The following is a 26,623-nucleotide window of genomic DNA, read 5'->3' as shown; positions in this document are numbered from 1 at the left end:
TGCCGGCCGGTCTTCACCGGATCTGCACACCTCGTCCCCCCGGCCCCCACGGTTCCGGGGCTAGCGTCGGAGCATGAGCACCTCCTCCCGCGCCGGCCTCGTGGTCGCCGCGACGACCACGCTCCTGCTCCTCTTCGGCGTGGGCGCCCTCGGCGTCGTCGGCCCCGGCGGGCCGGTCGACCTGCTCTACGTGGCGGCACCGGTGGTCGCGGTCGTGGGTGCGGCGCTCGTCCGCCTGCGGCCGAGGGGTATGACGTACGCGTTCGCCGCGGCCTCGGGGGCCGTCGTGCTGGCCACGGCCGCGGTTCTCGCCCTGGGGCTGCACCGCTCCCCCGGCGTCTCGCTCGTAGACCTGCTCGGCCTGACCGTGCTCTTCGCGGGGGGCTACGCGCTGGCCGCCTGGTCCTGCTCCCGCGGCCCGTCGCTGCGTCCCGCGCCCCGCCCCTCGCACTAGGCTGGCGGCCCATGGCGACCCTCTTCACCGCGATCATCGACGGGCAGGTCCCCGCACAGCTGGTGTGGCGGGACCCGGTCTGCGCAGCCTTCCTCGACATCGAGCCGCTCACGCCGGGCCACGCGCTGGTGGTGCCGCGGGTCGAGGTCGACCACTGGGTCGACCTGCCCGGCGAGGTCCTGGCCCACCTGACCGACGTCGCCGCCCGGATCGGGCGGGCCCAGCAGGCCGCCTTCGACGCCCCCCGCGTCGGGGTGATCGTGCAGGGGTTCGAGGTGCCGCACGCCCACCTGCACGTCTTCCCCGCCCGGACGGCCGACGACTTCGACCTGGCCCGCAAGCGCCCGCGCCCCTCCGACCAGCTCGCGAAGGATGCGCAGACCCTGCGTCGGACCCTGCGCGAGCAGGGATGGTCCGACGAGGTCCCGGCCGAGGACTGAGGACCACCATGCCGTCCGAGCTCCGGGAGGACCCCGGGCCCGAGGACTACCACCACGACGTGCACGACGACTGGGAGGACCTGGACGGGTCCCCCGCCCCGGAGGTGCACTCCCGCAGCCTGGACCTGGGTCTGCTCCTCCTGCGGCTGGGCGCCCTGCTGCTGGTGACCCGCGGCCTGGACAAGGCCGTCGACCTGCAGACCTGGATCGGCGCGGTCGACGACCACGTCCTCGGCGCCCAGGCCCCCGAGCTGGTCGCCTGGCTCGTGCTGCTGGGCCAGCTGGTCCTTCCGCTGCTGCTGGTGGTCGGCCTGTTCACCCGGCCGGCGGCGTTCCTGCTCGCGGCCCTGATGGCCGCCCCCTGGGTGCTGACGGTCTACCCGCGGCTGGACTACACGGTCCTCGGCGAGGGCGGGGCGGTGACCGGGGAGCCGACGCTGCTCTACCTCGCGCTGACGCTGCCGCTGGTCTTCACCGGGGCGGGACGCTGGTCGCTGGACGCGATGCGCTCGACCGGCCGTCCCTGACGCCCCGACCGCCGCACCCGGCGCCTGCCGTCCGTACCCTGGGCGGGTGCAGTGCGACTACTTCGACGCCGGCGCGTGCCGCTCGTGCACGCTCATGGGCACGGAGTATGCCGTGCAGCTGGCGGACAAGCAGGCGCGGGTCGCGCAGACCCTGGCCGGGCTGGTCGCGCCGCAGGCGTGGGACGCGCCGCAGGAGAACCAGGAGTCCGGCTTCCGCAACAAGGCCAAGCTCGTCGTCGGGGGCCGTCGCGGTGCACCGACCGTGGGCATCCTCGACGCCCGGGGGCGCGGCGTGGACCTGCGCGGGTGCGGTCTGTACGAGCCCGGGCTCTCCCGCGGCGGTCCGGCTGCTGCCGGAGCTGCTCGCCGGGTCCGGGCTGACCCCCTACGACGTGCCCGGCCGTCAGGGCGAGCTCAAGCACGTCCTCCTGACCCGCTCCCCCGACGACGAGCTCATGGTGCGCTTCGTCCTGCGCTCCCCGGGTCAGCGCCGCCGCGTGCAGGAGCTGCTGCCGGTGCTCCGGCACCGGCTGCCGGGCACCCGGGTGGTCAGCGTCAACCTCCAGCCCGGGCACCGGGCCGTGCTCGAGGGGCCGGAGGAGGAGGTGCTCACCGCGGACCCCACGCTCCCGATGCGCGTCGACGACCTGGTGCTGCACCTGCGCCCGCGCAGCTTCTTCCAGACGAGCACGCCCATGGCCGCGGCGCTCTACCGGCAGGCCCGTGCCTGGATCCAGGAGCTCTCGCCCGCGGTGGTCTGGGACCTGTTCTGCGGCGTCGGGGGGTTCGCGCTGAACGCGGCCGCCCCGGGACGTTCGGTGCTGGGGGTGGAGCTGTCCGAGGAGGCCGTGCTCAGCGCGAGGACCAGCGCCGCCGCCCTCGCCGGCACGGGCCCGGTGCGCTTCGAGGCGGGGGACGCGACGGCATACCTCTCCCCCGGTCACGGGTCCACGGAGGCGGCACCACCCGACCTGGTGGTCGTCAACCCGCCCCGCCGGGGCATCGGCCCGCTGGCGGCGGCCCTGCAGGCCTCGGGCGTCCCGCACGTCCTGTACTCCTCCTGCTCGGCCGACAGCCTGGCGCGGGACCTGGCGGGCATGCCCGGCTACCGGGTCCGGCGTGCGCGGCTGTTCGACATGTTCCCCCAGACCACCCACGCCGAGATCCTGGTGGAGCTGGTGCGGCGCTGACCTTCCCCGGTGCGCCCGCCCGGGGCGGGTCGGTGCCCGTCGGGCGGGGGCTGGTGCGATGATGGCGGTCCTGGACCTGGACGACAAGGAAGTTGGTGCCACCGATGCCGAACACGTTCGACGCCGTGCCCGAGGGCGCGCACGAGCGCAGCACCGCGTTCCTCGCGGTCGACACGCCGCAGGAACGTCTCGAGCAGGTCATGGACGAGGCCGGGCTGCACCGTGGGTCGCTGCGCGAGCAGGACGGCTACACGATCCCCTTCCGCGAGGGCGGCGTGCTGCGCATCCGCGTGGTCGAGGGCGACGACCGGGGCCGGACCGGGCTGGCGTTCACCGCCGACGGTCCCACGGTCGAGCGGCTCGAGCACATCCAGCAGGTCGCCGGCGAGGAGGTCGGGGCCAGCCTCGGCCGCAGCGAGGCGCTGACCTGGGAGCCGATGGGCTGACCAGGCCCCTCCGGCCGACGACGAGGGCGCCGGCACCCGCGCGGGTGCCGGCGCCTTCGCGCGTCCTCGGCCCTCAGGACCTGGTGGAGGCTCCCTCCAGCGGGAGCCCGACCGTCCCGGCCTGCTCGTCGTAGGAGTCGTCGATCGCGACCACCTGCCGGCCGTGGGCGGCCAGGTAGGACGCGCCGATCCGATCGAGGAGCGGTAGCCGCTGGCGCAGTGCACCCAGACCTCCCCCTCCGGCGCCTCCTCCAGCCGCGTGGGCAGCTGGCCCAGCGGGATGTTGACCGAGCCCACGACGTGGGAGTCGGCGTGCTCCTTGGGGTTGCGCACGTCGAGCACGGCGACCTGCCGGTGGTGGCGGACCTGGGCCAGGTCGGCGAAGGTGGCGGTCGCCAGGGTGCCCAGCTCCCCGTCGGTCCAGTCCCGTGGTCCGCCGGTGGCGGCGCCGGTCAGCTCGTCGATGCCGATGCGCGCCAGCTCGCGCTGGGCCTCGGCGACCTGCTCCTCGCTCTCGCCGAGCAGCGTCACCGGGCTCCCCCACGGGATCATCCACCCGAGCCAGGTGGAGAACTGACCGTCGAGGCCGACGTTGTAGGTGCCCGGCACGTGGCCGGCCGCGAACGCCTGCCGGGTGCGCAGGTCCACGACCCACTCCCCCGCCGTCAGCCGCTCGCGCAGCACCTCCTTGTCGACCGGCCGCGGCGGCTCCAGGTCGGCCGCGCCGGGGCCGGCGGCGTTGGCCGGGCCCATGTGGGCGTAGTAGGCCGGGTAGAGGTCGAGGCCGTCCAGCGTCTCGCGGACGAACTCCTCGACGTCCTTGAGCAGGGCCGGGTTGGTCTGCTTCTCCTTGGCCAGCGTGGACTCGTCACCCTCGGTCTGGGTGGCCGAGCAGAACGAGCCGAAGCCGTGGGTGGGCATGACCTCGGTGCTCTCGTCCAGCTCGCTCACCAGCCGGTGGGCCGACCCGTGCTGCAGCCGGGCGAGCTCCTCGGCGTGGTCCTGACCGAGCAGGTCCGGCCGGCCGGTGGAGCCGAAGAGCAGCGACCCGCCGGTGAAGACGTAGGGGCGCTCGCCCTCCAGGGCGTAGGACAGGTGCGTGAAGGTGTGCCCCGGCGTGGAGATCGCGCGCACCCGCAGGGTGTCGGAGACCTCGACCACGTCGCCGTCGCGGATCGCGTCCCGCTCGAAGGCGACGTCGTCCTCGGCGTTGACGTGGTAGGCGGCCCCGGTCCGCCGGGCCAGGGCGTAACCGCCGGTCACGTAGTCGTTGTGGATGTGCGTCTCGAACACGTGGGTGATCCGCACACCCTCGCGCTCGGCGAGCTGCAGCACCCGGTCCAGGTCCCGCTGGGGATCGACGACGAGGGCGACGTCGCCGTCGTGGACGAGGTAGCTGCGGTCACCGAGCGAGGAGGTCTCGATGGTCAGCACGGTGGGGGCGGTCATGGGTCCTCCTGCGGTCGGTGGGTGGCCACTTGGCGTCCGGTGCGGGACACGATACCCTAGGGGGTATGACGGTAGCGAGTGCGCGGGTAGGTAACCTTGGGTTCGTGGAACTGTCCCCGGAGTCCGTCAAGCCCGCCACCACCCGTCTGCGTCGTGCCCACGGGCAGCTGGCGGCGGTCATCCGGATGCTGGAGGAGGGCCGCGACTGCGAGGACGTGGTCACCCAGCTCGCGGCGGTGAGCAAGGCCATCGACCGGGCCGGCTACGCGATCATCGCCGAGGGGCTGCGCCAGTGCATGGCCAGCGAGGACGGCGACGTCGACGTCAAGAAGATGGAGAAGCTCTTCCTCAGCCTGGCCTGAGGACCTCCCCCGGAGCAGGACGCCGCTCACGTGAACGGCGCCGGGTCTCCGGCACCCACCCGCACGACCTCGGCATACCCCTGGGACAGGTCGACCACCGTCGTCGGCTCGCACCCGCCCATGTCCCCGTCGACGACGACGTCGAGGACGTGGTCGAGCCGCTCCTTGACCTCCCAGCCGTGGGTCATCGGGTCCTCCTCCCCCGGCATCAGCAGCGTGCTCGTCAGCAGCGGTTCGCCCATCTCGGCGAGCAGCGCCTGGCAGATGCGATGGTCGGGCATGCGCACGCCGACGGTCCGCTTCTTGGGGTGCAGCACCCGGCGGGGCACCTCCGGGGTGGCCGGCAGGATGAAGGTGTAGCAGCCGGGGGTCACGGCCTTGACGGCGCGGAAGACGGCGTTGTCCAGGTGGACGAAGTGCCCCAGCTGGGCGAAGTCGGCGCACATGAGCGTGAAGTGGTGGCGCTCGTCGAGGTGGCGGATCTCGATGATCCGTCGCCGGGCACCGGGATCACCGAGCCGGGCCGCCAGGGTGAAGCAGGCGTCCGTCGGCAGCGCCGCCAGCCCGCCGCCCCTGAGCACGTCGGCCACCTGCGCCACCAGCCTGGGCTGGGGGTCCACCGGGTGGATGTCCACGAAGCGGGCCATGGGCCACACTGTAGGACAGCCGGTGCCCCGTCGCAGGTCAGGGGGCGAGGAAGCGGCGCAGCGTGGCGGTGAAGACCTCCGGCTTCTGCGAGTGCACCCAGTGGGTGGCGTCCTTGATCGTCACCCGTCGCGTCTGCGGGAACAGCTCGCGCATCCCGGGCACGTTCTCCTCCCGGATGTAGTCCGAGTCCGAGCCTCCCACCCACAGCACCGGCCCGTCGAAGGTGCGCCCCTCGTGCGGCACGTCGGAGGTGATCGTGGGCAGGTCGCGGCGCAGCATGGCCAGGTTCGGCTGCCAGCCGAGCCGCCCGGTGCCGGGGTCCTGGCGCAGGTTCTGCAGCAGGAACCCCCGCAGCGAGCGCTGCGGCACGTCCGCGGCGAGCTGCTCGTCCGCGTCGCGCAGGCTCTCCACCGTCTCCAGGTCGATGCGGGCCAGGGCGTCCAGCAGGTGCTCGAACTCCCCCGCCGCGCCGGAGCCGACCGGGCTGACGTCGACAACGACGAGGTGGTCGACCAGCTCGGGGTGGGCCAGCGCCGTGGTCATCGCGATCTTGCCGCCCATGCTGTGGCCCACGACGTGGACGGGACCCTCGGCGGCGACCGTGGCCCGCAGGTGCTCGGCCACCAGGTCGGCCGCGACCGCGTAGTCGAAGCGCTCGGTCCACCGTGACGAGCCGTGGTCGGGCATGTCCACGAGCAGGCTGCGGTAGTCGGGCTCCAGGGCCCGGGCGATGGCGCCGAAGTTGCGCCCCCGGCCGAAGAGCCCGTGGCAGAACGCCACGACCGGGCCCTGCTCGCCGACCGTCGTGCTGTGCAGCCCGGCGGGGCCGTCGGACCGGGAAGGGTATGGCGTGCTCACCCGGGCGAGCCTACTGGGCGCGCTCAGAGAGGCAGCGGCCGCCGCATCGCCACGGTCCGGAGCTTGCGGGTGAACCCCACCCGCTCGTAGAGCCGGGTCGCGCCGGTGGGGCTGTCGGAGTCCACGTCCAGCTCGATGACGTCGTAGCTCCCGGCCCCCGCGGCCTCCCGGACCGTGCGGACCAGGCAGGCGGCCGCCAGACCCCGTCCGCGCGCCTCCGGCACGGTGCCGACGAGGTTGACGTAGGCGTGCCGCTCGACCCACTCGCCGACCAGGACGTAGCTGAGGACGCGGCCGTCCTCGTCCAGGGCCAGGGTGGACAGGGCCGGTCGGGCCGAACGACCCACCCAGCGCTCGTGCCACGGCTCGGGCGCCGCCGGACCGGACCCCCAGTGGTCCTTGAACGCCAGGTTGTGGGCCTCGCGCACGGCCTCCTCGTGCTCGGGCGCCGGGCTGACCAGCCGCACACCCGCGGTCCCGGCCGGTGCGGGAGGTACGTCGTCGAGGGGCCGGGCGAGCATGTCGAACCAGCGGACGTCGGCGTACCCGCGCCGGTGCAGCATCGCCTGGGCCGACGACCCGACGAGGCCGGCCCCGACGGAGAGGTGGGCCGGACGGCCGGGGTGCCGTTCGGCGACCAGCTCGGCGGCCCTGGCCTCGGCGGCGTCCATCAGGGCGCGACCCAGCCCGCGCCCCCGGTGGTCGGGGTGCACGCCCCCCTCCAGGTGGGCCCGGCCGGACCCCTCGTGGTCCGGGGTGGGCGGGCAGCCGACCGCGGTCCAGGCGACCAGCTCCTCCCCCGCCCAGACGGCCCAGGTGTCGCGGGCAGGGTCGACGCCGTGGCCGCTCAGCTCCTCGGCGAGGTCCTCCGGCTGGTAGAACTCCTCGGTGCCGTCGGCCTCGGCCAGGTGGTTGACCAGCCCGGACCAGGCCCCGACGTCGTCCAGGGCCAGACGTCCCCAGCGATAGGTGGGGGCCGGCTCCGCGGTCCTGCTGCTGCGGGTGCTCGTCGTCTCGTGCATGGGGCCAGTCTGGGCCGCCCCGCGGCGGGGCGCCACCGGTTTAGGCCCGCCTGCACCGGCCCAGGTCGTCGAGGTGCCACGATGGGCTGCCATGAGCACGGACCTGTGGTACTACCTGGGCATCACGCCCGCCGGCGCGCTGGCCGTCCTGATCAGCACGGTGACGGTCTACTTCGTCTTCGGCGCCGTCCTGCGGCTGTGGGGGCAGCGGCTGTGGTCCAGCCCGCGCTCGCTGGACCTGGCCGTGGTCACCGTGCTGGGTGCCATCGTCGGGCGGGCCACCATGGGGCACGTCCCGACGCTGGCCGGCGGGCTGGTCGCCCTCGGGACGCTGGCGGGCCTGGAGCTGGTCTTCCGCGGCCTGCGGCGGCTGCCGCTGCCGCCGCTGCCCCAGCTGCCCGGCGGCCAGCGCGGGCGGGCCGTCGTGCTGGCGGTCGACGGCCGGGTGCGCACCGACAGCCTGGCGCACTACGGCCTGACGATGCCGATGCTGTGGAGCTCCATGCGGCAGGCCGGGATCAGCCACCCGTCCCAGGTGGCGCTGGCGGTGCTGGAGCCGAACGGGCGGATCTCGGTGCTGCGCGCCGGTCAGCCGATCCACCCGCGGGCGCTCATGGGCATCAAGGGCGCGCACGTGGTCCAGGAGCAGCTGCGCGAGTCGGGGCACCTGCACACGGCGCCGCTTCACCCCGACGACACCGGCCCGTCCGGCGGCAGCGCGCCGGTCGCCTCGACCGCCCAGGAGGCGACGACGGAGTGACTAGGGGCCGGTCGCCGGGTCCGGGGGAACGACGAACCCGACCGGGGTGGGCAGCTGCACCGTGCGGGAGACGGTGCACAGACGGTCCCGGGACCGGGCCACGGCGTCGGGCAGGCGCGCGCGGGCGGCGTCGCCCGCCTCCCCCGGCGGGAAGCTCACCTGCACGGTCACGGTGACCGGACCCAGGTGGTTGCCCTGCTCGTCGCGGACCTTCTCGGCAGCGGCGGAGACCGTGAAGGACTGCGGCTCGGCCAGGCGCGAGGTCAGCAGGTCGATGTCGATCCCGGAGCATCCGGCCACCCCGACGAGGAGGAGCTCGACGGGGCTGAAGTCGGTGCTCCCGCTGCTGCCGGCCCCGACCGGGATGGTGCCGCCGCGGGAGTTGGTGGCCTCGAAGGTGGTGGGCCCGGTCCGGGTGAGGGAGACCGAGCGCAGGGCGTCCTCACCCACGGGGCCGTGCGTCCTGCGGCAGCGGGGCCGGCTCGGGCAGGGGCCACGTGTGCACGGGAGCGTTCTCCTCCGAGTGGTCCATGTAGTGCCGGAACATCTCGCGCAGCGCGTCCGCACGCTCGTAGCCGGCCGCCTCGTAGGACTCGGTGACCGCGACCTGCCAGCTGGCCCCGTTGGTCCGGGTCCGGCACCGGCCCTCGATGACCGAGAGGTAGTGGCTGCGCACCTCCCGCCGCAGACCCAGGGCCGCCAGACCGTCGTCGGCGACGCCGAGCAGGTGGTCGGCGACGAGCTCGGTGACGGGCATCCTGCCCAGCCCGGGCCAGGTGTGCACCGACTCGATGCCGTGCTTGGCGGCGTCGACGAAGTTCTTCTCGGCCGTGCGGAAGGCCATCTTGGTCCAGATCGGCCGACCGCTGGTGGTGGCCGCCTCGAGCAGGCCGTAGTAGAAGCAGGCGTTGGCCACCGTGTCCACGACCGACGGCCCGGCCGGGAGCACCCGGTTCTCCACCCGCAGGTGCGGAACCCCCTGGCTGGTGTCGTAGATCGGCCGGTTCCACCGCCACACCGTGCCGTTGTGCAGCTTGAGGTCCTTCAGCTCCGGGACCCCGCCGCCCTCGAGCACGGCCATGCAGTCCTCGTCCGAGCTCTCGGGCAGCAGGGCGGGGAAGGAACGGACGTTCTCCTCGAAGAGGTCGAAGATCGAGGTGATCCAGTTGTTGCCGAAGTAGGCCCGCGGACGGACGCCCTGGTACTTCAGCTCCACCGACCGGGTGTCCACCATCTGGGTGAACAGCGGGATGCGCGTCTCGGCCCACAGCCGGCGCCCGAACAGGTAGGGCGAGTTGGCCCCCATGGCGACCTGGAGGCTGGAGATGACCGAGGCGGCGTTCCAGTAGACCGGGAAGTCCTGCGGGGTGACCTGCTGGTGCAGCTGGACCGAGGTGCACCCCGACAGCGGCCCGATCGTGTCGTGGTAGCTGGACACGCGCTCGCCCGTTGGGCCCTCGATGTCCAGCTCCATGCCCTCGCCGCGCTCGCGCAGGAGCGAGTCGTTGAGCGCCTGGTAGCGCACCCCGTCGGAGAGCCACGGGTCCTCGAACAGCTCGGCGGTCAGGGTGGGCACGATCCCCACCTCGGCCACCCGCGCGCCGTGTCCCCTTGCGGCGTCACCGGCGCGGCGCAGGGACTGGCCCAGGAACCGGTCCAGGCGCACGGCCTGGTCGCCGGCCATCGGCCGCGGGGGGACGTTCATCTCGATGTTGTAGCGCCCGACCTCGGTCTGGAAGTCCTCCTCGCCCAGGTCGGCGAGCACCTCCCGGTTGAGCAGGGCCGGGGCCAGCGTCTCGCCGTCGACGAGGTTGAGCTCGATCTCCAGCCCCATGAGCGGGCGGGTGAAGTCGAACCGGCTGCCCTCGAGCATCCGCTCGAAGGCGACGAGGTCGGTGAGCACCTTCTCGCGGAACCGCAGGCGCTGCTCGCGGGTGAACTCCGCCTGACTCACTTCCTGGCCCATGCGCCGATCCAAGCACACCGCAGGGGTGTTGGCGAGGGGCGGGCGCACATCCCTGGTGCCCGTGACCTGCGGCCACGGGCACCGGGGCTTCAGTCGGCGCTCTCCTCCGCCCGAGGCCAGGAGCTGACGAGGTTGCGGTCCCCGTACACCCCGTCGATGCGACGCACCGGCGGCCAGTACTTGCGGCTGGGGTCGACCCCGGCCGGGAAGGCCGCCGCCATGCGGTCGTAGGGGTGCTCCCACTCCCCCGCCAGGGAGAGCGCGGTGTGCGGGGCCTGGCGCAGCACGCTGTCCTCGACGCCGTCCCGGGCCGCCTCGTCCATCTCCCGGCGGATCGCCACCATCGCCTCGACGAAGCGGTCCAGCTCCTCCTTGTCCTCGGACTCGGTCGGCTCGACCATGAGCGTGCCGGAGACCGGGAAGGACATCGTCGGGGCGTGGAACCCGTAGTCGATGAGCCGCTTGGCGACGTCGTCGACCGTCACGCCGGTCTCCTTGGTCAGGCCCCGCAGGTCGAGGATGCACTCGTGCGCGACCAGTCCTTCCGCACCGGTGTAGAGGACCGGGTAGTGCTCGCGCAGGCGGGCCGCGACGTAGTTGGCGTTGAGCACCGCGACCTGGGAGGACCGGGTCAGTCCCGCTCCGCCGACCAGGCGGATGTAGGCCCAGGAGATCGGCAGGATGCTGGCCGACCCGTACGGGGCGGCCGAGATGGGCCCCACGCCGCTCTCCGGCCCGGCGTCGGCGACGACCGGGTGGTTGGGCAGGTAGGGCGCCAGGTGGGAGCGGACGCCGATCGGGCCCACCCCGGGTCCACCACCGCCGTGGGGGATGGTGAACGTCTTGTGCAGGTTCAGGTGCGACACGTCGCTGCCGAACTCGCCCGGCCTGGCGATGCCCATCATGGCGTTGAGGTTGGCCCCGTCGAGGTAGACCTGCCCGCCCGCGGCGTGCACCAGCTCGCACAGCTCGGTGATCGTGTCCTCGTAGACGCCGTGCGTCGAGGGGTAGGTCACCATGACCGCGGCGACCTCGTCGCCGTGCTTGTCGATCTTGCTGCGCAGGTCCTCCAGGTCGACCTCGCCCTCGGCCGTGCTGCGGACCACGACCACCGTCAGCCCCGCCATGACCGCGCTCGCGGCGTTGGTGCCGTGGGCGCTGGAAGGGATCAGGCAGATCCGGCGCTGGTCGTCCCCGTTGGCCTGGTGGTAGCGCCGGATCGCCAGCAGACCGGCGAACTCGCCCTGGGACCCGGCGTTGGGCTGCAGGGAGATCTCGTCGTAGCCGGTGATCTCGCACAGCCACTCCGAGAGCTGGCGGACCACCTCACGGGTCCCCTCGCTCTGGTCGGCGGGCGCGAACGGGTGCAGCGCGCCGAACTCGGGCCAGGTGACGGGCTCCATCTCCGTGGTGGCGTTCAGCTTCATCGTGCAGGAACCGAGCGGGATCATGCCGCGGTCCAGCGCGAAGTCCTTGTCGGAGAGGCTGCGGATGTAGCGCAGCATCGAGGTCTCGCTGCGGTAGGAGGTGAACACCGGGTGGGTGAGGTAGCTCTGCTCCTGCGACCGCGACAGCTCCCCCCACGCGGGCGCGTCCACGGCGGCGACCTCCGCGGGCGGCTCGACGTCGAAGGCCTCGGCGACGGCCTGCAGGTCCGCCAGCGTGGTCAGCTCGTCGGTGGAGAGCAGGACGGTGTCCTCGTCGACCTGCCACAGGTTGATCCCGCGCTCCAGGGCGGCGGCCAGCACCTCGGCGGCCCGTCCCGGGGCCCGGACGGTGAGCGTGTCGAAGTAGCGCTCGACCCCCAGCTCGAGCCCGCCGGCGGTCAGGGCCTCGGCCAGGGACCGTGCCTTGGCGTGCGTCTCCAGCGCGATCCGGCGCAGACCGTCCGGCCCGTGCCACACGGCATACATCCCGGCCATGACGGCCAGGAGGACCTGGGCGGTGGTGATGTTGGAGGTGGCCTTCTCCCGGCGGATGTGCTGCTCGCGGGTCTGCAGGGCCAGCCGGTAGGCCGGGTTGCCGTCGGCGTCCCTGCTCACGCCGACGAGCCGACCGGGCAGGGAGCGCTCCAGGCCCCCTCGGATGCTCAGGTAGCCGGCGTGCGGACCGCCGAACCCCATCGGCACGCCGAAGCGCTGGGTGGTGCCGACGGCGACGTCGGCCCCCCAGGCGCCGGGCGGGACCATGAGGGTCAGGGCCAGCAGGTCGGCGGCCACGGTGAGCAGGGCCCCCGCCTCGTGCACGGCGTCCGCGAGCCTGCCCCAGTCACGGATCTGACCGTCGGCACCGGGGTACTGGACGACGACCCCGAAGACCTCCCGGTCCCCGCAGACCGCCCGCAGGGCGGCCGCGTCGGCCACGTCCTCCAGGTCGGCCGGGACGACGTCGATGCCCAGCGGGGTGGCCCGGGTGGTGAGCACCCCGAGCGTCTGCGGCAGCAGGTGCTGGTCGACGACGAGCACCGCGTCCTGGGCCGCCTTGCTGTTGCGCCGCATCAGCGCCATCGCCTCCGCTGCCGCCGTGCCCTCGTCGAGCAGGGAGGCACCGGCGATGTCCAGACCGGTCAGGTCGGCGACCATGGTCTGGAAGGTGAGCAGGGCCTCGAGCCTCCCCTGGGAGATCTCCGGCTGGTAGGGCGTGTACGCGGTGTACCAGGCCGGGTTCTCCAGGACGTTGCGCTTGACCACCGGCGGCGTCTGGGTGCCGTAGTAGCCCAGGCCGATCATCGAGGTGAGCACGCTGTTGCGCGAGGCGATGTCCCGCAGCTCGGCGAGGACGGCCTGCTCGCTGGGCGCGGCCTGCACGGACAGCGGCTCGGTGGACCGGATCGCCGGGGGGACGGCCGCGTCGACCAGCGCCTCGAGGCTGTCGTAGCCGAGCACCTCCAGCATCTGGTCGACCTCGCCGGGACGGGGTCCCACGTGCCGGGACACGAAGTCCGACAGCGTGTCCGGCCCCAGCAGGCCGGCGTCGTCGGTCGTAACGGTGTCGGACGGTGAGGTCGGGGCGTCCGAGGTGGGGGTGGTGTCGGTGGTCATCGTCGTGCTCCTCGTGGCAGGGGGGCAGGGGCCCTCCCCCTCTGTCCGCCCGCGACGGCGCGCGCGTTCCAGAGTTGCCTGGTCCGCGCGGTCCTGGCGCCTGAGAGCTTGTCGGGGAGATTGCCCCTTCGGCGCCCCACGACCATGTGCGTGGGGACTCTCCCGCGCGGCGTCGACGGCACCGCCAATCTAGCAGCAACCGGCCGGTCCGCACGTCCGTGCGGTTCGGGGGTGCGCCGCAGGAGGTGCGGCTCAGGAGGTGAGGCGGGCCCGCCGGCGGGCGGACAGCTCGTCGCCGGGGTGGCTGACCACCGGGTCGTCCGCACGCTCGCCGGGGAGTTGGGACAGCTGTCCCTCGACCTCGCGCCAGACGCTGCCGACGGCGATGCCGAAGACGCCCTGGCCGCCGCGCACCAGGTCGATCACCTCGTCGTCGCTGGTGCACTCGTAGACGCTGGCGCCGTCGCTCATCAGCGTGATCCGGGCCAGGTCCTCCACCCCGCGCTCCCGCAGCGCCGTGACGGCCACGCGGATCTGCTGCAGCGAGACACCGGTGTCCAGCAGCCGCTTGATGATCTTCAGCACCAGGATGTCCCAAAAGCTGTAGAGGCGCTGGGTGCCCGATCCGCTGGGGTTGCGCACCGACGGCTCGAGCAGGCCCGTCCGGGCCCAGTAGTCCAGCTGGCGGTAGGTGACGCCGGCCGCCCCGCAGGCCGTGGGGCCCCGGAAACCGATGGTCTCGTCGAGGGCGGGGATGTCCTCGGTGAACAGCACGCCCTGGGCGGGGCGGACGTCCCGACCGGTCCCAGCCTGGCTGCCGGGGTCTGCGCCAGCGATCACCGGTCCTCCTCGAACGTGTGAATGGTGTGACTGATGTGCACCGTGTGCACACCCTGACCGTAGGTGGCCCGGACGGCCCGGTCAACGACCGACGCGCCGGGGACGTGCTCTGTGCCGGTGCACGGCGTGGCCGGCCTCACTCCTCGAAGTCCTCGGCGGAGACGTTGTCGAGGAACTCGCGGAAACGTTCGACCTCGTCCTCCTCCTCGACCGCCATGATGATCCCCACCTCGTCGAGCAGCTCCTCGGGCGCCAGGATGGAGGTCGCCGTCCGCAGGGCCAGCGCGATGGCGTCGGAGGGGCGGGCGGAGACGACCGTTCCCCCGTCGAAGTGCAGCTCGGCGTAGAAGGTGCCCTTCTCCACCGCGGTGACGTGCACCTGCTCCAGCCGTCGCCCGAGGGCCTCGACGACGTCCACCATCAGGTCGTGGGTGAGCGGGCGGGGGGGCTCCACGCCCTGCTGGGCGTACGCGATGGCGGTCGCCTCGGGGGCTCCGATCCAGATCGGCACGTACCGTTGGCCGTCGCGCTCCCGCAGCAGCACGATGGGGCTGTTGGTGGGCATCTCCACCCGCACTCCGAGGACGTCGAGCTCCTTCACCCTGCCCACGGTACTCCGGTGCAGGTCCGCCCGCCGCCCTCAGTGCCCGCGGGCGAGGCCGGAACGCACGAGCGCGACGTGCAGGGCAAGCATCGTGGAGAGCAGCTCGGCCTCCGCCTGGGCCGGGTCCGGGCCCTCGGCGCCCCGGGCACGGCGACGCCGCAACGGCTCCAGGATCTGGGCGGCCAGGCCGATCTCCCGGTCGGCACCCACCCGGAAGGCGCGCAGGTGCCTGGCCTCCAGCCCGTAGCGCGCCAGCGACGCGGCCGCGGCCGCCACGTCGAGGTCGTCGGCGTGGTGCCGCCCGGAGCCGTCGGTGCGCAGGAGCCCGAAGGCCACCAGGTGACCGTAGGCCCCCCGGTCCAGACCGGTGCGCTCGCGCAGCTCCAGCGGGGTGAGGCGCACGGCCCGGCGGCGACGCAGGGCGGCGGCGCTGAGGTCGGCGACGGGCGGTCCGGACCGCTCCTCCTCCTGGCTCCCCCCGGCCTCCTGGCTCCCGAGGGCCGGCCCGTCGGGCGCCGCCCCGTCGGTCAGTCCGGGGACGTCCATCCCCTGGTCCAGACGGTCCAGCGCGTCCTTGATGACCCGCAGCGGCCAGAACCGGTCCCGCTGGGCGGTGAGGATGAACCGCAGCCTGGCCACGTCCGCCGGGGCGAAGAGCCGGTAGCCCGAGGCGCGCCGGTCCGGGGAGATGAGCCCCTCAGTCTCCAGGTAGCGGATCTTGGAGATCGTCAGGTCGGGGAAGTCCGGCTGCAGCTCGCGCAGGACCGCCCCGATCGAGACGCCCTCGGGAGTCCCCTCGGCCCGTGCCGCCGACGTCACGAGCGGCTGCGGTAGTAGACCAGCCGGAACTTGCCGATCTGGACCTCGTCCCCCTGGTGCAGGACCGCCTCGTCGATGCGCTCGCGGTTGACGTAGGTGCCGTTGAGCGATCCCACGTCGCGCACCAGGTAGCCCTCCCCCTCCCGGCGAAGACCGCGTGGCGGCGGGAGACCGTCACGTCGTCGAGGAAGATGTCGCTGTTGGGGTGGCGGCCCGAACTGACCTCGTCGGCGTCGAGGAGGAAGCGGGCTCCGGCGTTGGGCCCGCGGAGCACGATCAGCAGGGCGGTACCGGGGCGCAGCGCGTCGACGGTGCGCTGGTCCTCCGGGGAGAGCCGGGGCGCCTCGTCGTCGAAGGTGTAGTCCGCCGCGGGCAGCTCCGCCCCCCCGGGCAGGCGCGCCGTGGCGGGGTCGGTGCCGAAGTCGTGGTGCTCACGGTCGCGGTCGCTCACGGTGCTGACCTTCCTGGTGGTGCGCGGTGGTCCGGGGACGAGAGGGACCGGTGCCCGACATGGTCGGCCACCGGTCACCCACTCTAGTGCAGGGCGCCGACAGCGCCCGGGGCGGCTCAGTCGAGGGTGGCCTGGTACGCGGAGGCGTCCAGCAGGCTCTCCAGGACGGCCGGGTCCTCCACCTTCACCTCGTACATCCAGCCCTCGCCGTACGTGTCGGTGTTCAGCAGCTCGGGCGTGCCGTCGAGGGCGTCGTTGGTGCCCGTGATCTCTCCCGCGACGGGCGCGTAGATGTCGCTGACGGACTTGGTCGACTCCACCTCTCCCACGGCGTCGCCCACCGCCACGGTGTCGCCGACCGTGGGAAGGGAGACGTAGACGACGTCTCCGAGCGCGTCCTGGGCGTAGGCGGTGATGCCGATCCGGACCACGCCGTCACCCAGTTCGCGGACCCACTCGTGGTCGGTGGTGTACCGAAGGTCGTCGGGGTACTGCAAGGTGCTCATGGCTCTCCTCGGTGTGGGGCGGCCCGGCGCTGCGCCTGCCGGTGGTGTGTGTCCTTTTCTACCCTACGAGGAGGGGGTCGCGGGGACCGGCTCGGCCCACCGGGGGTCCGGAGCCGGTCGGACGGCGTCCACGAGCACCTGCTCGTCCTCGACGACCTGGGCGGAGGCCCCGGCCCCCCGCAGGCTGTCCAGGAAGCCTCCGGGGATGGCCAGGCCGCCGGCGAGCGTGTGCGCCTCCCCGACGGCCACGATGCGGAACGGCGGGACGAGCACCGCCCCGTCGAGGGTGACCGTGCCGGCCGCCGCTCCCCCCGCCACGCCGACGTGGCTGGAGGCGACGACCCGCACGTTCCCGACCTGGATCGCCTCCGCACCGGCGTCGCGCAGCTCCTGCACGGCGTCGAGGAGCATCGTCTGCGTCATCACCCCGTCCGGGTCGTCGACGACGACGGTGATCCCCGGTCCCTCCACCGGCACCGTGCCGGCGAGGATGGCGTACGACTCGAGCCGCTGCCGGGCGGCGTCCGCGGCGGCCACGTCCCCCTGCTGGCCCTGGAGCTGGCGACGGTCCGCCTCCAGCTCGACCACCTCCCGCTGGAGCGCGTCGACCCGTCCGGAGACGTCGTCGAGCAGGGCCACCAGCTCGCTCTCGCGCAGCTGGCTCAGGCCGGCCTCGTCCTGGGCCCTCACCTGGGCGACCAGGGCGATGCCCAGCAGGGCGGTGATGACGGCGGCCACCACCTGGCCGGGGGCCATCCGCAGCGAGGTGATCGCGCGCAGGCGGCGCCGGGCCTGCGCCGGGGTGGGGTCCGACTCGGGTCGTCGCCGGATCCGGGCCAGCGGCCCGCGGGGCCGGGGTGTGGCACCCATCAGGCCCCCAGGAGGTGCCGTCGGATCGCGGCGACGTTGGAGAAGATGCGCAGCCCCAGGACCACGACGACCCCGGTGGAGAGCTGGGCCCCCACACCGAGCTGGTTGCCGAGGAAGACGATGAGGGCGGCGACCACCACGTTGGACAGGATCGAGATGACGAAGACGCGGTCGTTGAAGATCCCCTCGAGCGCGGCGCGGGTGGCGCCGAAGACGGCGTCGAGCGCCGCGATCACGGCGATGGGCAGGTAGGGCTGCAGCCAGAGGGGGACCTCGGGGCTGACGACCAGCCCCAGGAGCACGCCCAGGGCCAGCCCGATGAGCGGGATCATGCGTCCTCCTCGGTGGTGGGTGGTGCGGGGACCCGCCCCACCCGGGTGGTCAGTCGCTCCGCCGGGTCGACGACGACCTCCTGGGGCGCCGTGACCTCCGAGCGGATCCCGAGCTGGGCGCGCAGCTGACCCAGGTAGGTGCCGGTGACCCCCGTGCTCGTCTCGGCCAGCAGAGCGGTCGGATCGCCGATGGCCCGGATCTCGTAGGGGGGTGCCAGGCTGCGGAAGTCCACGACGACCGCCTCGCCGGCGTAGCGGATCGCCGACATCGAGGTGAGGCGGTGCCCGTTGACCGAGACCGCCTCCGCCCCCGCGGCCCACAGGCCGTTGACGACGAGCTGGATGTCCCGGGCGTTGACCCGTTCGGGATCGACGTCCTCCCCCGGGGCGGCGTCGACCCCGGCGGTGGCGTCCTCGAGCAGGACGACCACGCCCGGCCCGCGGACGGCCGTGGCCCCCACCGCCGTGCCGGCGGCCGCGACCTCGGCACCGGCATCCGGGCCCTCGTCCGCGCTGGCCCGCTGCTGCTCCAGCTCCAGGATGTCGGCCCGCAGCTGCTCGACCAGGGCCCGCTGCTCGTCGCCGATCTCCTGCGTCGCCTCGATGCGCTCGATGAGCGAGGTCCGCGTCTGGGCGGCCGCCGGGTCCGGGGCGCGCAGCGCGCCGGCGGAGACCGTGACGAGCAGGCCCAGCAGGAGCGAGGTCACCAGGAGCAGCCAGGTCCGGTAGCCCGAGGAGGGTGGCAGACCGGCCTGCTCGCGCCGCTCGGCGGCGGAATGGTACCCCGGGCCGAGCGGGGGGTCCAGGACCTCGTCGAGCAGCGCCATCGAGGCGGCCGGGTTGGGGTCGGGACGTGCCTGCCCCCGGTGCGGGATCCTCATACCCTCGCCTCCAGCGTGCGCCGCTGGGCGAGCATGCCACGGACCTGGCCGGCGTACACGAGGCCGGTGACCCAGTACAGCCCCACGCCCCACCAGGCCAGGGCCCACCCGGTGGCCAGGGCCGGCACGCTCCACCACCCGGGCACGTGGCCCAGCAGCAGCAGCGGGAACGCGCCCAGGAGGTTGAAGGTCGCCGCCTTGCCGACGAAGTCCACGGCCGGGATCGGCAGGTGGTGGCGGCGCACGAGCGGGTACATGGCCGCGATGAAGACGTCCCGGGCGACGAGGACGGCGACCAGCCACCAGCCCACGACGCCCGTCGCCGCGAGGCTGAGCAGCGTGGTGGCGATGTAGAGCCGGTCGGCGATCGGGTCGAGCAGCTGGCCCAGCCGGGTCACCACCCCGTAGTGCCGGGCGATCTTGCCGTCGAGGTAGTCGGTGAACCCCGAGGCCACGAGGACGGCGGCGGCCCAGACGAGGTGGCCCGTGACCAGCAGCCAGATGAAGACCGGCAGCCCCAGGAGCCGCACGATGCTGAGCACGTTGGGCACGGTGAGCAGCCGGTCGCTCACCGGCAGGACCCGCTGGTCCTCCCGGGGCCGCGTCCCGTCCCCCGATGGCGCACTCATGGGAGCAGTCTAGGGCGGGGCGGCGGTGAGTTCGGCGGACCGCCACGGTCTCCCTCCTGGACGGCACCGCCACGGGACGGGGCGCCCCGAGGAGGAGGAGCAGCCCGGGACCTGCCAGCTCTCCGACGAGCGGGCCGAGACCGACCGCCGCTCGCAGGACAGAGCTCCGAGCACCCCGCCGGGACACGCGTCAGGGGCGGTCCCGGATGGTTCCGGGACCGCCCCTGACGTGCTGCTTCTCGGTCGGGCTGACAGGATTTGAACCTGCGACCCCTTGACCCCCAGTCAAGTGCGCTACCAAGCTGCGCCACAGCCCGAGGCCCGTGCGGGCGAGGATCACCTTAGCCCATCCCCGGCCCCGCCCACGAATCCGCGACGGCGGTGGTCAGGAGCCTCCGCGACGGGCTCAGCGGCGGCTGCGCCGCTCCCGGACGCGCACCGAGATCTGGATCGGGGTGCCCTCGAAGCCGAACTCCTCCCGCAGGCGCCGCTCCAGGAAACGCCGGTAGCCGTGCTCGATGAACCCGGAGGAGAAGAGCACGAAGGTCGGCGGCCGGGTCGAGGCCTGGGTGGCGAACAGGATGCGGGGCTGCTTGCCGCTGCGGACGGGGTGGGGGTGTGCCGCCACGACCTCGCCGAAGAAGGCGTTGAGGCGGGCCGTGGGCACCCGGCGGTCCCACGAGTCCAGCGCCGTCTCCAGCGCGGGCACCAGCCTGGCCACGTTCCGGCCCGTCGAGGCGGACAGGTTCACCCGCGGCGCCCACTGGATCTGGACCAGTTCGCGCTCGATCTCCCGCTCCAGGTAGTGCCGGCGCTCGTCGTCGAGGATGTCCCACTTGTTGTAACCGATGACGAGGGCGCGGCCGGAGTCCACGACCTGCTGGACCACGCGGATGTCCTGCTCGGCGATCGGCTCGGAGACGTCGATCAGGACGACGGCCACCTCGGCCTTCTCCAGGGCCGTCTGCGTGCGCAGCGAGGCGTAGAAGTCAGCGCCCCTGGTCTGGTGCACCCGCCGGCGGATGCCCGCGGTGTCCACGAAGCGCCAGACCTTGCCGCCGAGCTCGACGAGCTCGTCCACGGGGTCGCGGGTGGTCCCCGCGACCGCGTCGACCACCACGCGCTCGGTGCCGGCGAGCCGGTTGAGCAGCGAGGACTTGCCGACGTTCGGCCGGCCGAGCAGGGCCACCCGGCGGGGGCCGCCCCGCGGGTAGGCCCCGGCGACCGAGGTCTCGTCCGGCAGGACGTCCAGGAGCGCGTCCAGGACGTCGCCCGAGCCGCGTCCGTGCAGGGCCGAGACCGGCCAGGGCTGGCCCAGACCCAGCGACCACAGGGTGGCGGCGTCCGCCTCCTGGCGCAGGTCGTCGACCTTGTTGGCCACCAGGACGACCGGCTTGCCCGACCGGCGGAGCAGGCGGACGACCTGCTCGTCGGTGTCGGTGGCGCCCACGGTGGCGTCCACGACGAACAGGACCGCGTCGGCCAGCTCCACGGCCACCTCCGCCTGCTCGGCGACCCGCAGGTGGATGCCGCTGGCGTCCACCTCCCAGCCACCGGTGTCGACGACGGTGAACCGGCGCCCCGACCAGTCCGCGTCGTAGGCGACCCGGTCCCGGGTCACCCCGGGGACGTCCTCCACGACGGCCTCGCGGCGGCCCAGGATCCGGTTGACCAGGCTGGACTTGCCCACGTTGGGGCGGCCCACCACGGCCACGACGGGCCGCAGGGCCTCGTCGTCCTCGTCCTCGCCGGGGCCCTGCGACTCCACCAGCGACAGGTCCTCGTCGGTGAGCTCGAAGTCCTCCAGGCCGGCGCGGAGGGCGTCCGCCATCCGCCCCGTGCCGTCCGGGCCGGAGGGGTCGTCAGCGGGCTCCTCGTCGGAGGCGTCGGGGTCGGCTCCCCCGGTCCACTCGATCTCGACCTGGTCGGCGCCCTCGTCGGTGCCGGGGCTGCTCATGCGCCACCCCCGACGGTCAGGGCCTGGCTGCGCAGGCGCACCTGCCGCTTGATGCGGCTGAGCATCCCGACCATCCCGCGCATGCGCAGCGGGGAGACGGCCTCGGCGAGGCCGAACCGGTAGGGCGCGTCGTCGGGCACGTCGAGGACCTCCTCGGCGGGCAGTCCGTCCAGCCCCTCGTGCAGGATCCCGGCGAACCCCCGGGTGGTCGGCGCCTCGGCCGGGGCGTCGAAGAACAGGTGCACGGTGCGGTCGGCGTCGTCCTCGACCTCCACGGCCAGGAAGAGCGGCGACTGGCACTCGTCCACGCGCTCCATCGTGTCCAGCTTCCCGGCGTAGCGCTCCGGCAGCCCGGGGAGCTCCTGGCTCAGCTCGAGCAGCAGCTGCAGGCGTTCCCGCTGGGTGACCGCGTGGAAGTCCTCGGCCAGCTCGGCCATCGCGCGCGGCAGGTCGGCGCGCTCGTCCGCCGGTGCCATCAGCGCTCCACCGGCACACCGACGGAGTTGCCCCACTCGGTCCAGCTGCCGTCGTAGTTGCGGACCTTCTCGAACCCGAGCAGGTGGGTCAGCACGAACCAGGTGTGGCTGGAGCGCTCGCCGATGCGGCAGTAGGCCACGGTCTCCTCGGCGGGGTCCAGGCCCTGCTCGGCGAGGTAGATCGCCTCCAGCTCCTCACGGGCCTTGAACGTCCCGTCCTCGTTGGCCGCCCGGGCCCACGGCACCGACCGGGCACCGGGGATGTGCCCCCCGCGCATCGCGCCCTCCTGCGGGTAGTCGGGCATGTGCAGCAGCTCGCCGGAGTACTCCCCCGGGCTGCGCACGTCGACGAGCGGACCGCCCAGGTGGGCGAGCACGTCGTCCCGGAAGGCGCGCACGCGGGTGTCGTCGCGCTCGACCACCGGGTAGTCGGCCGGCTCGACCTGCGGGACCTCGGTGGTGAGCTCACGACCCTCGTCGATCCAGGCCGCGCGGCCCCCGTCCAGCAGGCGCACGTCCTCGTGGCCGAACAGGGTCATCACCCACAGCGCGTAGGAGGCCCACCAGTTGGACTTGTCGCCGTAGATCACCACGGTGGTGTCCCGGCCGACGCCGCGCTCGCCCATGACCTGGGCGAAGTGCTCGCCGTCGACGTAGTCGCGGGTCAGCGGGTCGTTGAGGTCGGTGTGCCAGTCGAGCTTGAGGGCGCCGGGGACGTGGCCCGTGTCGTAGAGCAGGACGTCCTCGTCGGACTCGAGCACCACCAGCCCGTCGTCGCCGAGGTGCTCGGCGAGCCAGGACGTGGTCACCAGCCGCTCGGGGTGGGCGTAGGCGGCGAGCTTGTCGCTGGGGTCTGCAGGAAGGCTCATGTCGGTCTCTCCTCCGGGATTCAGGGGGTATGGGGTGTGCCGGCGTGCGCGTCCGGGCGCACCTCGCCACGGGCCAGGGCCAGCAGGGCGGCCACGACCTCCTCGAAGGTCAGGGTCGAGGTGTCGAGGGTGATCACGCCGTCGGAGGCCTCGAGGAAGGCGGACACCGTCGAGTCCTGCCGGTCGCGCCGCAGGACCAGGTCCCGGGTCGCGGCCAGCGTGACCTCGTCGGCCGCCCCGTGGCGCTCGGTGGCCCGACGGGCCAGGCGGGCCTCCTCGGAGGCGGTGAGCAGCACCCGCAGGTCGGCGTCCGGAGCCACGACGGTGGTGATGTCCCGGCCCTCCGCGACGACCCCGCCGGTGCTCGCGCGCAGCTCGTCGATGATCGCCCGCTGGCGGCGCCGCAGCTCGGCGCGCACGTCGAGGTTGGTGGCCACCGCCGAGACCTCGGCGGTGACGCGGTCCTCCCGGACGGCCCGGGTGACGTCGACCTCCCCGACGCGCACGTGCTCGGCGTCGGGGTCGGTGGAGATCGTCAGGGGCAGCTGGGTGGCCGCCCGGGCCACCGACGGGGCGTCGGCCGGGTCGACCTGCTGCTCCAGGCACCACCACGCCAGCGCCCGGTACATGGCGCCGGTGTCCAGGTAGCCCAGGCCGAGCTCGCGAGCCACGGCCCGGGAGACCGAGGACTTGCCGGACCCGCTGGGTCCGTCGACGGCGATCGTCATGGGGGTCTGGGGCACCCGTCCAGCCTAACGGCTGTCGGGGTGTTCCTCCCCGGCCCCGGGCGGGTGCAGCGGCACACTGGCACCGTGACGGTGCTGCTCGGCGTGCTCGGCTGGTCCCTGGTCCTCCTCGTGGTGTGGGACGCCTTCGTGACGATCCTGCGGATCGACGGTCCCGGTCCCCTGACCCGGGGGTGGTCCGAGCCCGGGTGGCGGCTTCTGCTGGTCGTCCACCACCGGCGTCGGATCCACCGGGTGCTGGCCGCCGCGGGTCCGGCGATGACCCTGGCGACCATCGTCGTGTGGTTCCTGGGGCTGGCCCTGGGGACGTGGCTGCTGCTGCGCGCGGCTCCCGGGTCGGTCGTGCTCGCCACCGGCCGGGTGCCCGCCGGCCCGCTGGACCTGGCGTACTACGTCCCGGTCGCCCTCACCGGCCTGGGCTACGGCGACTACGTCCCCGACGGGCCTCCCTGGACCTTCGTCACGGGAGCCCTGACGTTCGTGGCCACCACGCTGCTGACGCTCGCGGTCTCCTACGTCGTCTCCGTGATCTCGGCGGCCCTGAAGCGTCGCACCACCGCCTCCGCGGTCTTCGCCCTGGGGGACGACCCGGCGACGGTGGCCCGTCGTCTGGCCGAGGACCCCGGTGCCTGGGCCGGCCCCTACCTGGCGGGGCTGGCCGGCGACGTCTCGGAGGTGGCGGCCCAGCAACGGGCCTTCCCGGTGCTGCGCTACTTCCACAGCGCCGACCCGCACCGCTCGCCGGCCCTGGCCACGCTGCTGCTGGCCGACGCGGTGCTGCTGCTGCGCAGCCGCCCCGGGCAGGGTCTGCCCGAGGGGCTGGCCGCCGTCGTGGACTCGGCGGTGTCCGAGCTGGTGGACGTCAAGGCCGGTCGGCCGGTCGACCGGGACCACGATGCGGAGGAGCGGGACCTGGTGGCGGCGGCCGGGCGGCTGGACATCCCCACCGCCGCCGGCTCGGCGTTCCGCGACCGCTGGCCCACGCACGCCGAGGTGCGGGACGGCCTCGTCCGGGCCGTCGCCGACGACGGCTGGTGGTCTCAGAGCCCGGCGGAGCGGTAGAGCTGGGCGACCTCCTCGGCCGACAGCGCCCGGTAGCGACCGGGCCGCAGCTCGGCCAGGCGCACGGGCCCCACCTGGACCCGGGAGAGCATCTCGACCGGGTAGCCGACGGACTCCATCATCCGACGGACGATGTGCTTGCGCCCCTCGTGCAGGACGATCTCGATGATCGAGTGACCGGGCACGTTGTCCACGAGCCGGAAGGAGTCCGCGCGGGCCAGGCCGTCCTCGAGCTGGACGCCCTCCCGCAGCTGGCGGCCGACGTCCTTGGCCACGAGTCCGTGGACCTGCGCCACGTAGGTCTTGGGCACCCCGTAGGCAGGGTGCTGGAGCCGGTGGGCCAGGTCGCCGTCGTTGGTCAGCAGCAGCAGCCCCTCGGTGTCGACGTCGAGCCGGCCGACGTGGAAGAGCCGGGCGGAGAGGTGGCCGACGTAGTCGGCCAGGCAGGGCCGTCCCTCCTCGTCGTGCATCGTGGAGACCACGCCAGCGGGCTTGTTGAACGCCAGGTAGACCTTGTCGGTGTCCAGCACGACGCGGTCGCCGTCCACGTGGACGACCTGCGTGGCCGGGGAGACCCGCACCCCCAGCTCGGTCACCACCTGGCCGTCGACGACGACCCGGCCCTGCTCGATGAGCTTCTCGCAGGCACGCCTGCTCCCGAAGCCGGCCGCGGCCAGCAGCTTCTGCAGCCGCACGCCCTGCGGGTCGTGGACGTCCACGTCCGGACGGTCCGACCGCGGCGGCTGGGGGCGCCGGCCGCGCGGTGGTCGCGGACCACCGGCCTGCCGGGGACCGGCGTTGCCACCGCCGCCGCGCCGCGGCCCTCCGCCCGGTCCGCCGCGACCGCCCTGCCGGCCGCCGCTGCGGCCCTTCCTGTCGTCGTTCATGCCAGTCCTTCCGCAGCCAGCTCCTCGAGCACCTCTGCCGACGGCAGGTAGGGCGCGAGGGCCGGCAGGTCGTCGAGGGAGTCCAGTCCCATCCTCTGCAGGAACAGGTCGGTCGTGCCGTAGAGCACCGCGCCCGCGCTGGGGTCCTGCCCCACCTCGGTCACCATGCCCCTGGCGAGAAGCGTACGCACCACCCCGTCCACGTTCACGCCGCGGATGGCGCCGATGCGTGCCCGGCTGACGGGCTGGCGGTAGGCGACCACCGCGAGCGTCTCCAGGGCCGCCTGGGTCAGGCGGGCCTGCTGACCCCCCAGGAGGAAGCCCTCGACCACCGGAGCCAGGTCGGCCCGGGTGTAGAGACGCCAGCCGCCCCCCAGGCGGCGCAGGACGAACCCGCGCTCGTGCACGGCATACTCCTGCGCCAGCGCGTCCAGGAGGCCGCCGACCTCCTCGACCGTGCGGCGCAGGGCGGTGGCCAGCGCCTCCTCCGTCACCGGCTCGTCCAGCACCATGAGGACGGCCTCGAGGGCCGCCCTGGCCCCGCCGGGCAGGTCCGCCACGTCAGGAACCGCCTCGGCGGGGGCGTCCCCGGCGGGGGCGTCCCCGAGGGTCTCCACCACGCTGTCGTCCTCGGCGGCGTCGGTGCCCCGCGGTGGGGGGGTGTCGCTCACGGGTGCGCCTCCTCGTCGGTCGGGTCGTCGAACTCGTCGCTCACGTCGACCGTACCGGCGTCCGGCCCGGTCCAGCGCACGACGATCTCCCCGAGGGCCTCCTCCTGCTCCAGCGCGACCACGGTGTCCCGGAACAGCTCCAGCAGGGCCAGGAACCGGGCCACCACCACCAGGGTCGAGCCGGCGTCGGCCACGAGCTCACGGAAGGTGGCCCGTCCGCGCTCGCGCAGGCGGGCCACGACGATCGAGGCCTGCTCGCGCACGGAGACCGTGGGCGCGTGCAGGTGCCCCACCCCCACGGCGGGCGGCGGTCGCGGGATCATCGCCCGCCCGGCGATCATCGCCAGCTGCTCCGGGGTGACGGAGAGCACCACCTCGGGGAGCAGGGTGGCGAACCGGTCCTCCAGCCCCACGTCCCGCGGGTAGATCCGGCCGGCCCCGGCCATCCGCAGGCGCAGCTCGTCGGCCACCTGCTTGAAGGCGCGGTACTGCAGGAGCGGGCGAAGAGCAGGTCGCGGGCCTCGATGAGGGCCAGGTCCTCCTCGTCGTCCTCCCGGGCACCCGGGAGGAGCCGCGCGGCCTTGAGGTCCAGCAGCGTCGCGGCGATGACGACGAACTCGCTGGCCTGCGACAGGTCCCACTCCTGCTGGGCCTCCCGCGAGGTGCGCAGGTGGGCGACGAACTCGTCGGTCACCGACGCCAGGGCGATCTCGGTGACGTCCAGCCGGTGCTTGCTGATCAGGCCCAGCAGCAGCTCGAAGGGTCCGGAGAAGACGTCGAGGTGGACCTCGAAGCTGCCCCGGGAACCGCTCAGCACCCCACCGGGGGTGGTTCCGGCCGGTGGAACCTGGGACACCGGG

At 73.6% G+C, this 26,623-nt stretch carries 28 protein-coding genes, 1 tRNA gene, 2 pseudogenes and 1 riboswitch; of the genes and pseudogenes, 7 read left to right on the top strand and 24 right to left on the bottom strand.

The genetic code is table 11. The annotated features are described in order from the left end of the window. Positions 1 to 73: 73 nt before the first annotated feature. The 4 genes from ACQ95T_RS09765 (at position 74) to ACQ95T_RS09750 (ending at position 2,611) form a co-directional block, all read left to right on the top strand. Positions 74 to 454, top strand: coding sequence for a hypothetical protein (locus ACQ95T_RS09765; RefSeq protein WP_425942606.1), 381 nt, complete (start codon positions 74 to 76; stop codon positions 452 to 454). Positions 455 to 465: 11 nt separating this feature from the next. Continuing rightward, complete coding sequence (locus ACQ95T_RS09760) at positions 466 to 894, top strand: HIT family protein (protein WP_425942607.1); 429 nt, start codon at positions 466 to 468, stop codon at positions 892 to 894. An 8-nt stretch (positions 895 to 902) separates the two neighbouring features. After that, positions 903 to 1,421, top strand: coding sequence for a DoxX family membrane protein (locus tag ACQ95T_RS09755; RefSeq protein WP_431472872.1), 519 nt, complete (start codon positions 903 to 905; stop codon positions 1,419 to 1,421). Between the two features lie 251 nt (positions 1,422 to 1,672). After that, a complete protein-coding gene (locus tag ACQ95T_RS09750) occupies positions 1,673 to 2,611 on the top strand; it encodes a 23S rRNA (uracil(747)-C(5))-methyltransferase (protein ID WP_431472871.1) in 939 nt (312 codons plus the stop codon). On the opposite strand, the gene ACQ95T_RS09745 is transcribed toward ACQ95T_RS09750, so the two are convergent. Beyond that, on the bottom strand, positions 2,527 to 4,506 hold the full coding sequence (locus ACQ95T_RS09745; protein ID WP_431472870.1) for an MBL fold metallo-hydrolase: 1,980 nt from the start codon (positions 4,504 to 4,506) through the stop codon (positions 2,527 to 2,529). The genes ACQ95T_RS09750 and ACQ95T_RS09745 overlap by 85 nt on opposite strands. Positions 4,507 to 4,610: 104 nt before the next feature. Between ACQ95T_RS09745 and ACQ95T_RS09740 the strand changes: the two genes are divergently transcribed. Beyond that, positions 4,611 to 4,868, top strand: coding sequence for a metal-sensitive transcriptional regulator (locus ACQ95T_RS09740; protein ID WP_425942612.1), 258 nt, complete (start codon positions 4,611 to 4,613; stop codon positions 4,866 to 4,868). Positions 4,869 to 4,894: 26 nt separating this feature from the next. Here ACQ95T_RS09740 and ACQ95T_RS09735 read toward each other — a convergent pair whose 3' ends face one another. Genes ACQ95T_RS09735 through ACQ95T_RS09725 form a run of 3 tightly spaced genes read right to left on the bottom strand, consistent with a single transcriptional unit; the run spans position 4,895 to position 7,396 of the window. After that, positions 4,895 to 5,515, bottom strand: coding sequence for an L-threonylcarbamoyladenylate synthase (locus ACQ95T_RS09735; protein WP_425942613.1), 621 nt, complete (start codon positions 5,513 to 5,515; stop codon positions 4,895 to 4,897). A gap of 37 nt (positions 5,516 to 5,552) precedes the next feature. After that, positions 5,553 to 6,374 carry an alpha/beta fold hydrolase gene (locus ACQ95T_RS09730; protein ID WP_425942614.1) on the bottom strand — a complete coding sequence of 274 codons (822 nt, stop codon included), beginning with the start codon at positions 6,372 to 6,374 and terminating at the stop codon, positions 5,553 to 5,555. 23 nt (positions 6,375 to 6,397) lie between these two features. Further along, the gene (locus tag ACQ95T_RS09725; RefSeq protein ID WP_425942615.1) at positions 6,398 to 7,396 is read right to left on the bottom strand and encodes a GNAT family N-acetyltransferase; all 999 of its coding nucleotides are present in this window, start codon (positions 7,394 to 7,396) and stop codon (positions 6,398 to 6,400) included. Positions 7,397 to 7,487: 91 nt separating this feature from the next. Between ACQ95T_RS09725 and ACQ95T_RS09720 the strand changes: the two genes are divergently transcribed. Continuing rightward, complete coding sequence (locus ACQ95T_RS09720) at positions 7,488 to 8,156, top strand: DUF421 domain-containing protein (protein ID WP_425942616.1); 669 nt, start codon at positions 7,488 to 7,490, stop codon at positions 8,154 to 8,156. Here the strand turns inward: ACQ95T_RS09720 and ACQ95T_RS09715 are convergent, their stop codons facing one another. The 17 genes and pseudogenes from ACQ95T_RS09715 to cmk form a co-directional block, all read right to left on the bottom strand. Continuing rightward, complete coding sequence (locus ACQ95T_RS09715; protein WP_425942617.1) at positions 8,157 to 8,606, bottom strand: OsmC family protein; 450 nt, start codon at positions 8,604 to 8,606, stop codon at positions 8,157 to 8,159. Then, the gene (locus ACQ95T_RS09710; RefSeq protein WP_425942618.1) at positions 8,599 to 10,122 is read right to left on the bottom strand and encodes a glutamate--cysteine ligase; all 1,524 of its coding nucleotides are present in this window, start codon (positions 10,120 to 10,122) and stop codon (positions 8,599 to 8,601) included. Before ACQ95T_RS09710 ends, ACQ95T_RS09715 begins: the two co-directional genes overlap by 8 nt. 89 nt (positions 10,123 to 10,211) lie before the next feature. Further along, a complete protein-coding gene (gene gcvP / locus ACQ95T_RS09705) occupies positions 10,212 to 13,163 on the bottom strand; it encodes an aminomethyl-transferring glycine dehydrogenase (RefSeq protein WP_425942619.1) in 2,952 nt (983 codons plus the stop codon). Between the two features lie 78 nt (positions 13,164 to 13,241). Further along, positions 13,242 to 13,338: riboswitch (glycine riboswitch) on the bottom strand. Between the two features lie 77 nt (positions 13,339 to 13,415). Further along, a complete protein-coding gene (locus ACQ95T_RS09700) occupies positions 13,416 to 14,003 on the bottom strand; it encodes a MerR family transcriptional regulator (protein WP_431472869.1) in 588 nt (195 codons plus the stop codon). A gap of 136 nt (positions 14,004 to 14,139) precedes the next feature. Further along, complete coding sequence (locus ACQ95T_RS09695) at positions 14,140 to 14,604, bottom strand: bifunctional nuclease family protein (protein WP_425942621.1); 465 nt, start codon at positions 14,602 to 14,604, stop codon at positions 14,140 to 14,142. 39 nt (positions 14,605 to 14,643) lie between these two features. Next, positions 14,644 to 15,426 (bottom strand): transcriptional regulator FtsR, encoded by a 783-nt coding sequence (gene ftsR, locus ACQ95T_RS09690; RefSeq protein ID WP_425942622.1) that lies wholly within the window; start codon positions 15,424 to 15,426, stop codon positions 14,644 to 14,646. Then, positions 15,423 to 15,820, bottom strand: a pseudogene (locus tag ACQ95T_RS09685) (FHA domain-containing protein). Before ACQ95T_RS09685 ends, ftsR begins: the two are co-directional and overlap by 4 nt. 173 nt (positions 15,821 to 15,993) lie before the next feature. Further along, positions 15,994 to 16,383, bottom strand: a complete 390-nt coding sequence (gene gcvH, locus ACQ95T_RS09680; RefSeq protein ID WP_425942624.1) for a glycine cleavage system protein GcvH — start codon at positions 16,381 to 16,383, stop codon at positions 15,994 to 15,996. Between the two features lie 63 nt (positions 16,384 to 16,446). Further along, the gene (locus ACQ95T_RS09675) at positions 16,447 to 17,253 is read right to left on the bottom strand and encodes a DUF881 domain-containing protein (protein WP_425942625.1); all 807 of its coding nucleotides are present in this window, start codon (positions 17,251 to 17,253) and stop codon (positions 16,447 to 16,449) included. Next, positions 17,253 to 17,585, bottom strand: coding sequence for a small basic family protein (locus tag ACQ95T_RS09670; protein WP_425942626.1), 333 nt, complete (start codon positions 17,583 to 17,585; stop codon positions 17,253 to 17,255). The genes ACQ95T_RS09675 and ACQ95T_RS09670 overlap by 1 nt, the downstream gene beginning before the upstream one ends. After that, positions 17,582 to 18,466: a DUF881 domain-containing protein gene (locus ACQ95T_RS09665; RefSeq protein ID WP_425942627.1), complete on the bottom strand. Its 885-nt coding sequence runs from the start codon at positions 18,464 to 18,466 to the stop codon at positions 17,582 to 17,584. Before ACQ95T_RS09665 ends, ACQ95T_RS09670 begins: the two co-directional genes overlap by 4 nt. After that, positions 18,463 to 19,095: a CDP-alcohol phosphatidyltransferase family protein gene (locus ACQ95T_RS09660; protein WP_425942628.1), complete on the bottom strand. Its 633-nt coding sequence runs from the start codon at positions 19,093 to 19,095 to the stop codon at positions 18,463 to 18,465. The genes ACQ95T_RS09665 and ACQ95T_RS09660 overlap by 4 nt, the downstream gene beginning before the upstream one ends. Positions 19,096 to 19,338: 243 nt before the next feature. Continuing rightward, positions 19,339 to 19,412 (bottom strand) — tRNA-Pro (locus ACQ95T_RS09655). Between the two features lie 89 nt (positions 19,413 to 19,501). Further along, positions 19,502 to 21,052, bottom strand: coding sequence for a ribosome biogenesis GTPase Der (der, locus tag ACQ95T_RS09650; protein ID WP_425942629.1), 1,551 nt, complete (start codon positions 21,050 to 21,052; stop codon positions 19,502 to 19,504). After that, positions 21,049 to 21,528, bottom strand: coding sequence for a SufE family protein (locus tag ACQ95T_RS09645; protein WP_425942630.1), 480 nt, complete (start codon positions 21,526 to 21,528; stop codon positions 21,049 to 21,051). The genes der and ACQ95T_RS09645 overlap by 4 nt, the downstream gene beginning before the upstream one ends. Continuing rightward, entirely contained in the window at positions 21,528 to 22,397 is an 870-nt protein-coding gene (locus ACQ95T_RS09640) for a sulfurtransferase (protein ID WP_425942631.1), read from the bottom strand. Before ACQ95T_RS09640 ends, ACQ95T_RS09645 begins: the two co-directional genes overlap by 1 nt. A 20-nt stretch (positions 22,398 to 22,417) precedes the next feature. Next, entirely contained in the window at positions 22,418 to 23,140 is a 723-nt protein-coding gene (gene cmk / locus ACQ95T_RS09635; RefSeq protein ID WP_425942632.1) for a (d)CMP kinase, read from the bottom strand. 69 nt (positions 23,141 to 23,209) lie between these two features. Here cmk and ACQ95T_RS09630 point away from each other — a divergent pair, with 69 nt between their 5' ends. After that, positions 23,210 to 24,205 carry a hypothetical protein gene (locus tag ACQ95T_RS09630; protein WP_425942633.1) on the top strand — a complete coding sequence of 332 codons (996 nt, stop codon included), beginning with the start codon at positions 23,210 to 23,212 and terminating at the stop codon, positions 24,203 to 24,205. Here the strand turns inward: ACQ95T_RS09630 and ACQ95T_RS09625 are convergent. The 3 genes and pseudogenes from ACQ95T_RS09625 to ACQ95T_RS09615 form a co-directional block, all read right to left on the bottom strand. Then, on the bottom strand, positions 24,184 to 25,092 hold the full coding sequence (locus ACQ95T_RS09625; RefSeq protein ID WP_425942634.1) for a pseudouridine synthase: 909 nt from the start codon (positions 25,090 to 25,092) through the stop codon (positions 24,184 to 24,186). The genes ACQ95T_RS09630 and ACQ95T_RS09625 overlap by 22 nt on opposite strands. After that, positions 25,089 to 25,763, bottom strand: a complete 675-nt coding sequence (gene scpB / locus ACQ95T_RS09620) for an SMC-Scp complex subunit ScpB (RefSeq protein ID WP_425942635.1) — start codon at positions 25,761 to 25,763, stop codon at positions 25,089 to 25,091. The genes ACQ95T_RS09625 and scpB overlap by 4 nt, the downstream gene beginning before the upstream one ends. Beyond that, a pseudogene (locus ACQ95T_RS09615) lies at positions 25,760 to 26,619 on the bottom strand (segregation and condensation protein A). Before ACQ95T_RS09615 ends, scpB begins: the two are co-directional and overlap by 4 nt. Positions 26,620 to 26,623: the final 4 nt, after the last annotated feature.

The sequence above is a fragment of the Ornithinimicrobium carbonis genome, assembly GCF_050703245.1.
Classification (GTDB): Bacteria; Actinomycetota; Actinomycetes; order Actinomycetales; family Dermatophilaceae; genus Ornithinicoccus.
The sequence above is the reverse complement of the archived record's forward strand: the minus strand, read 5'-3'. Positions and strand labels throughout refer to the sequence as shown.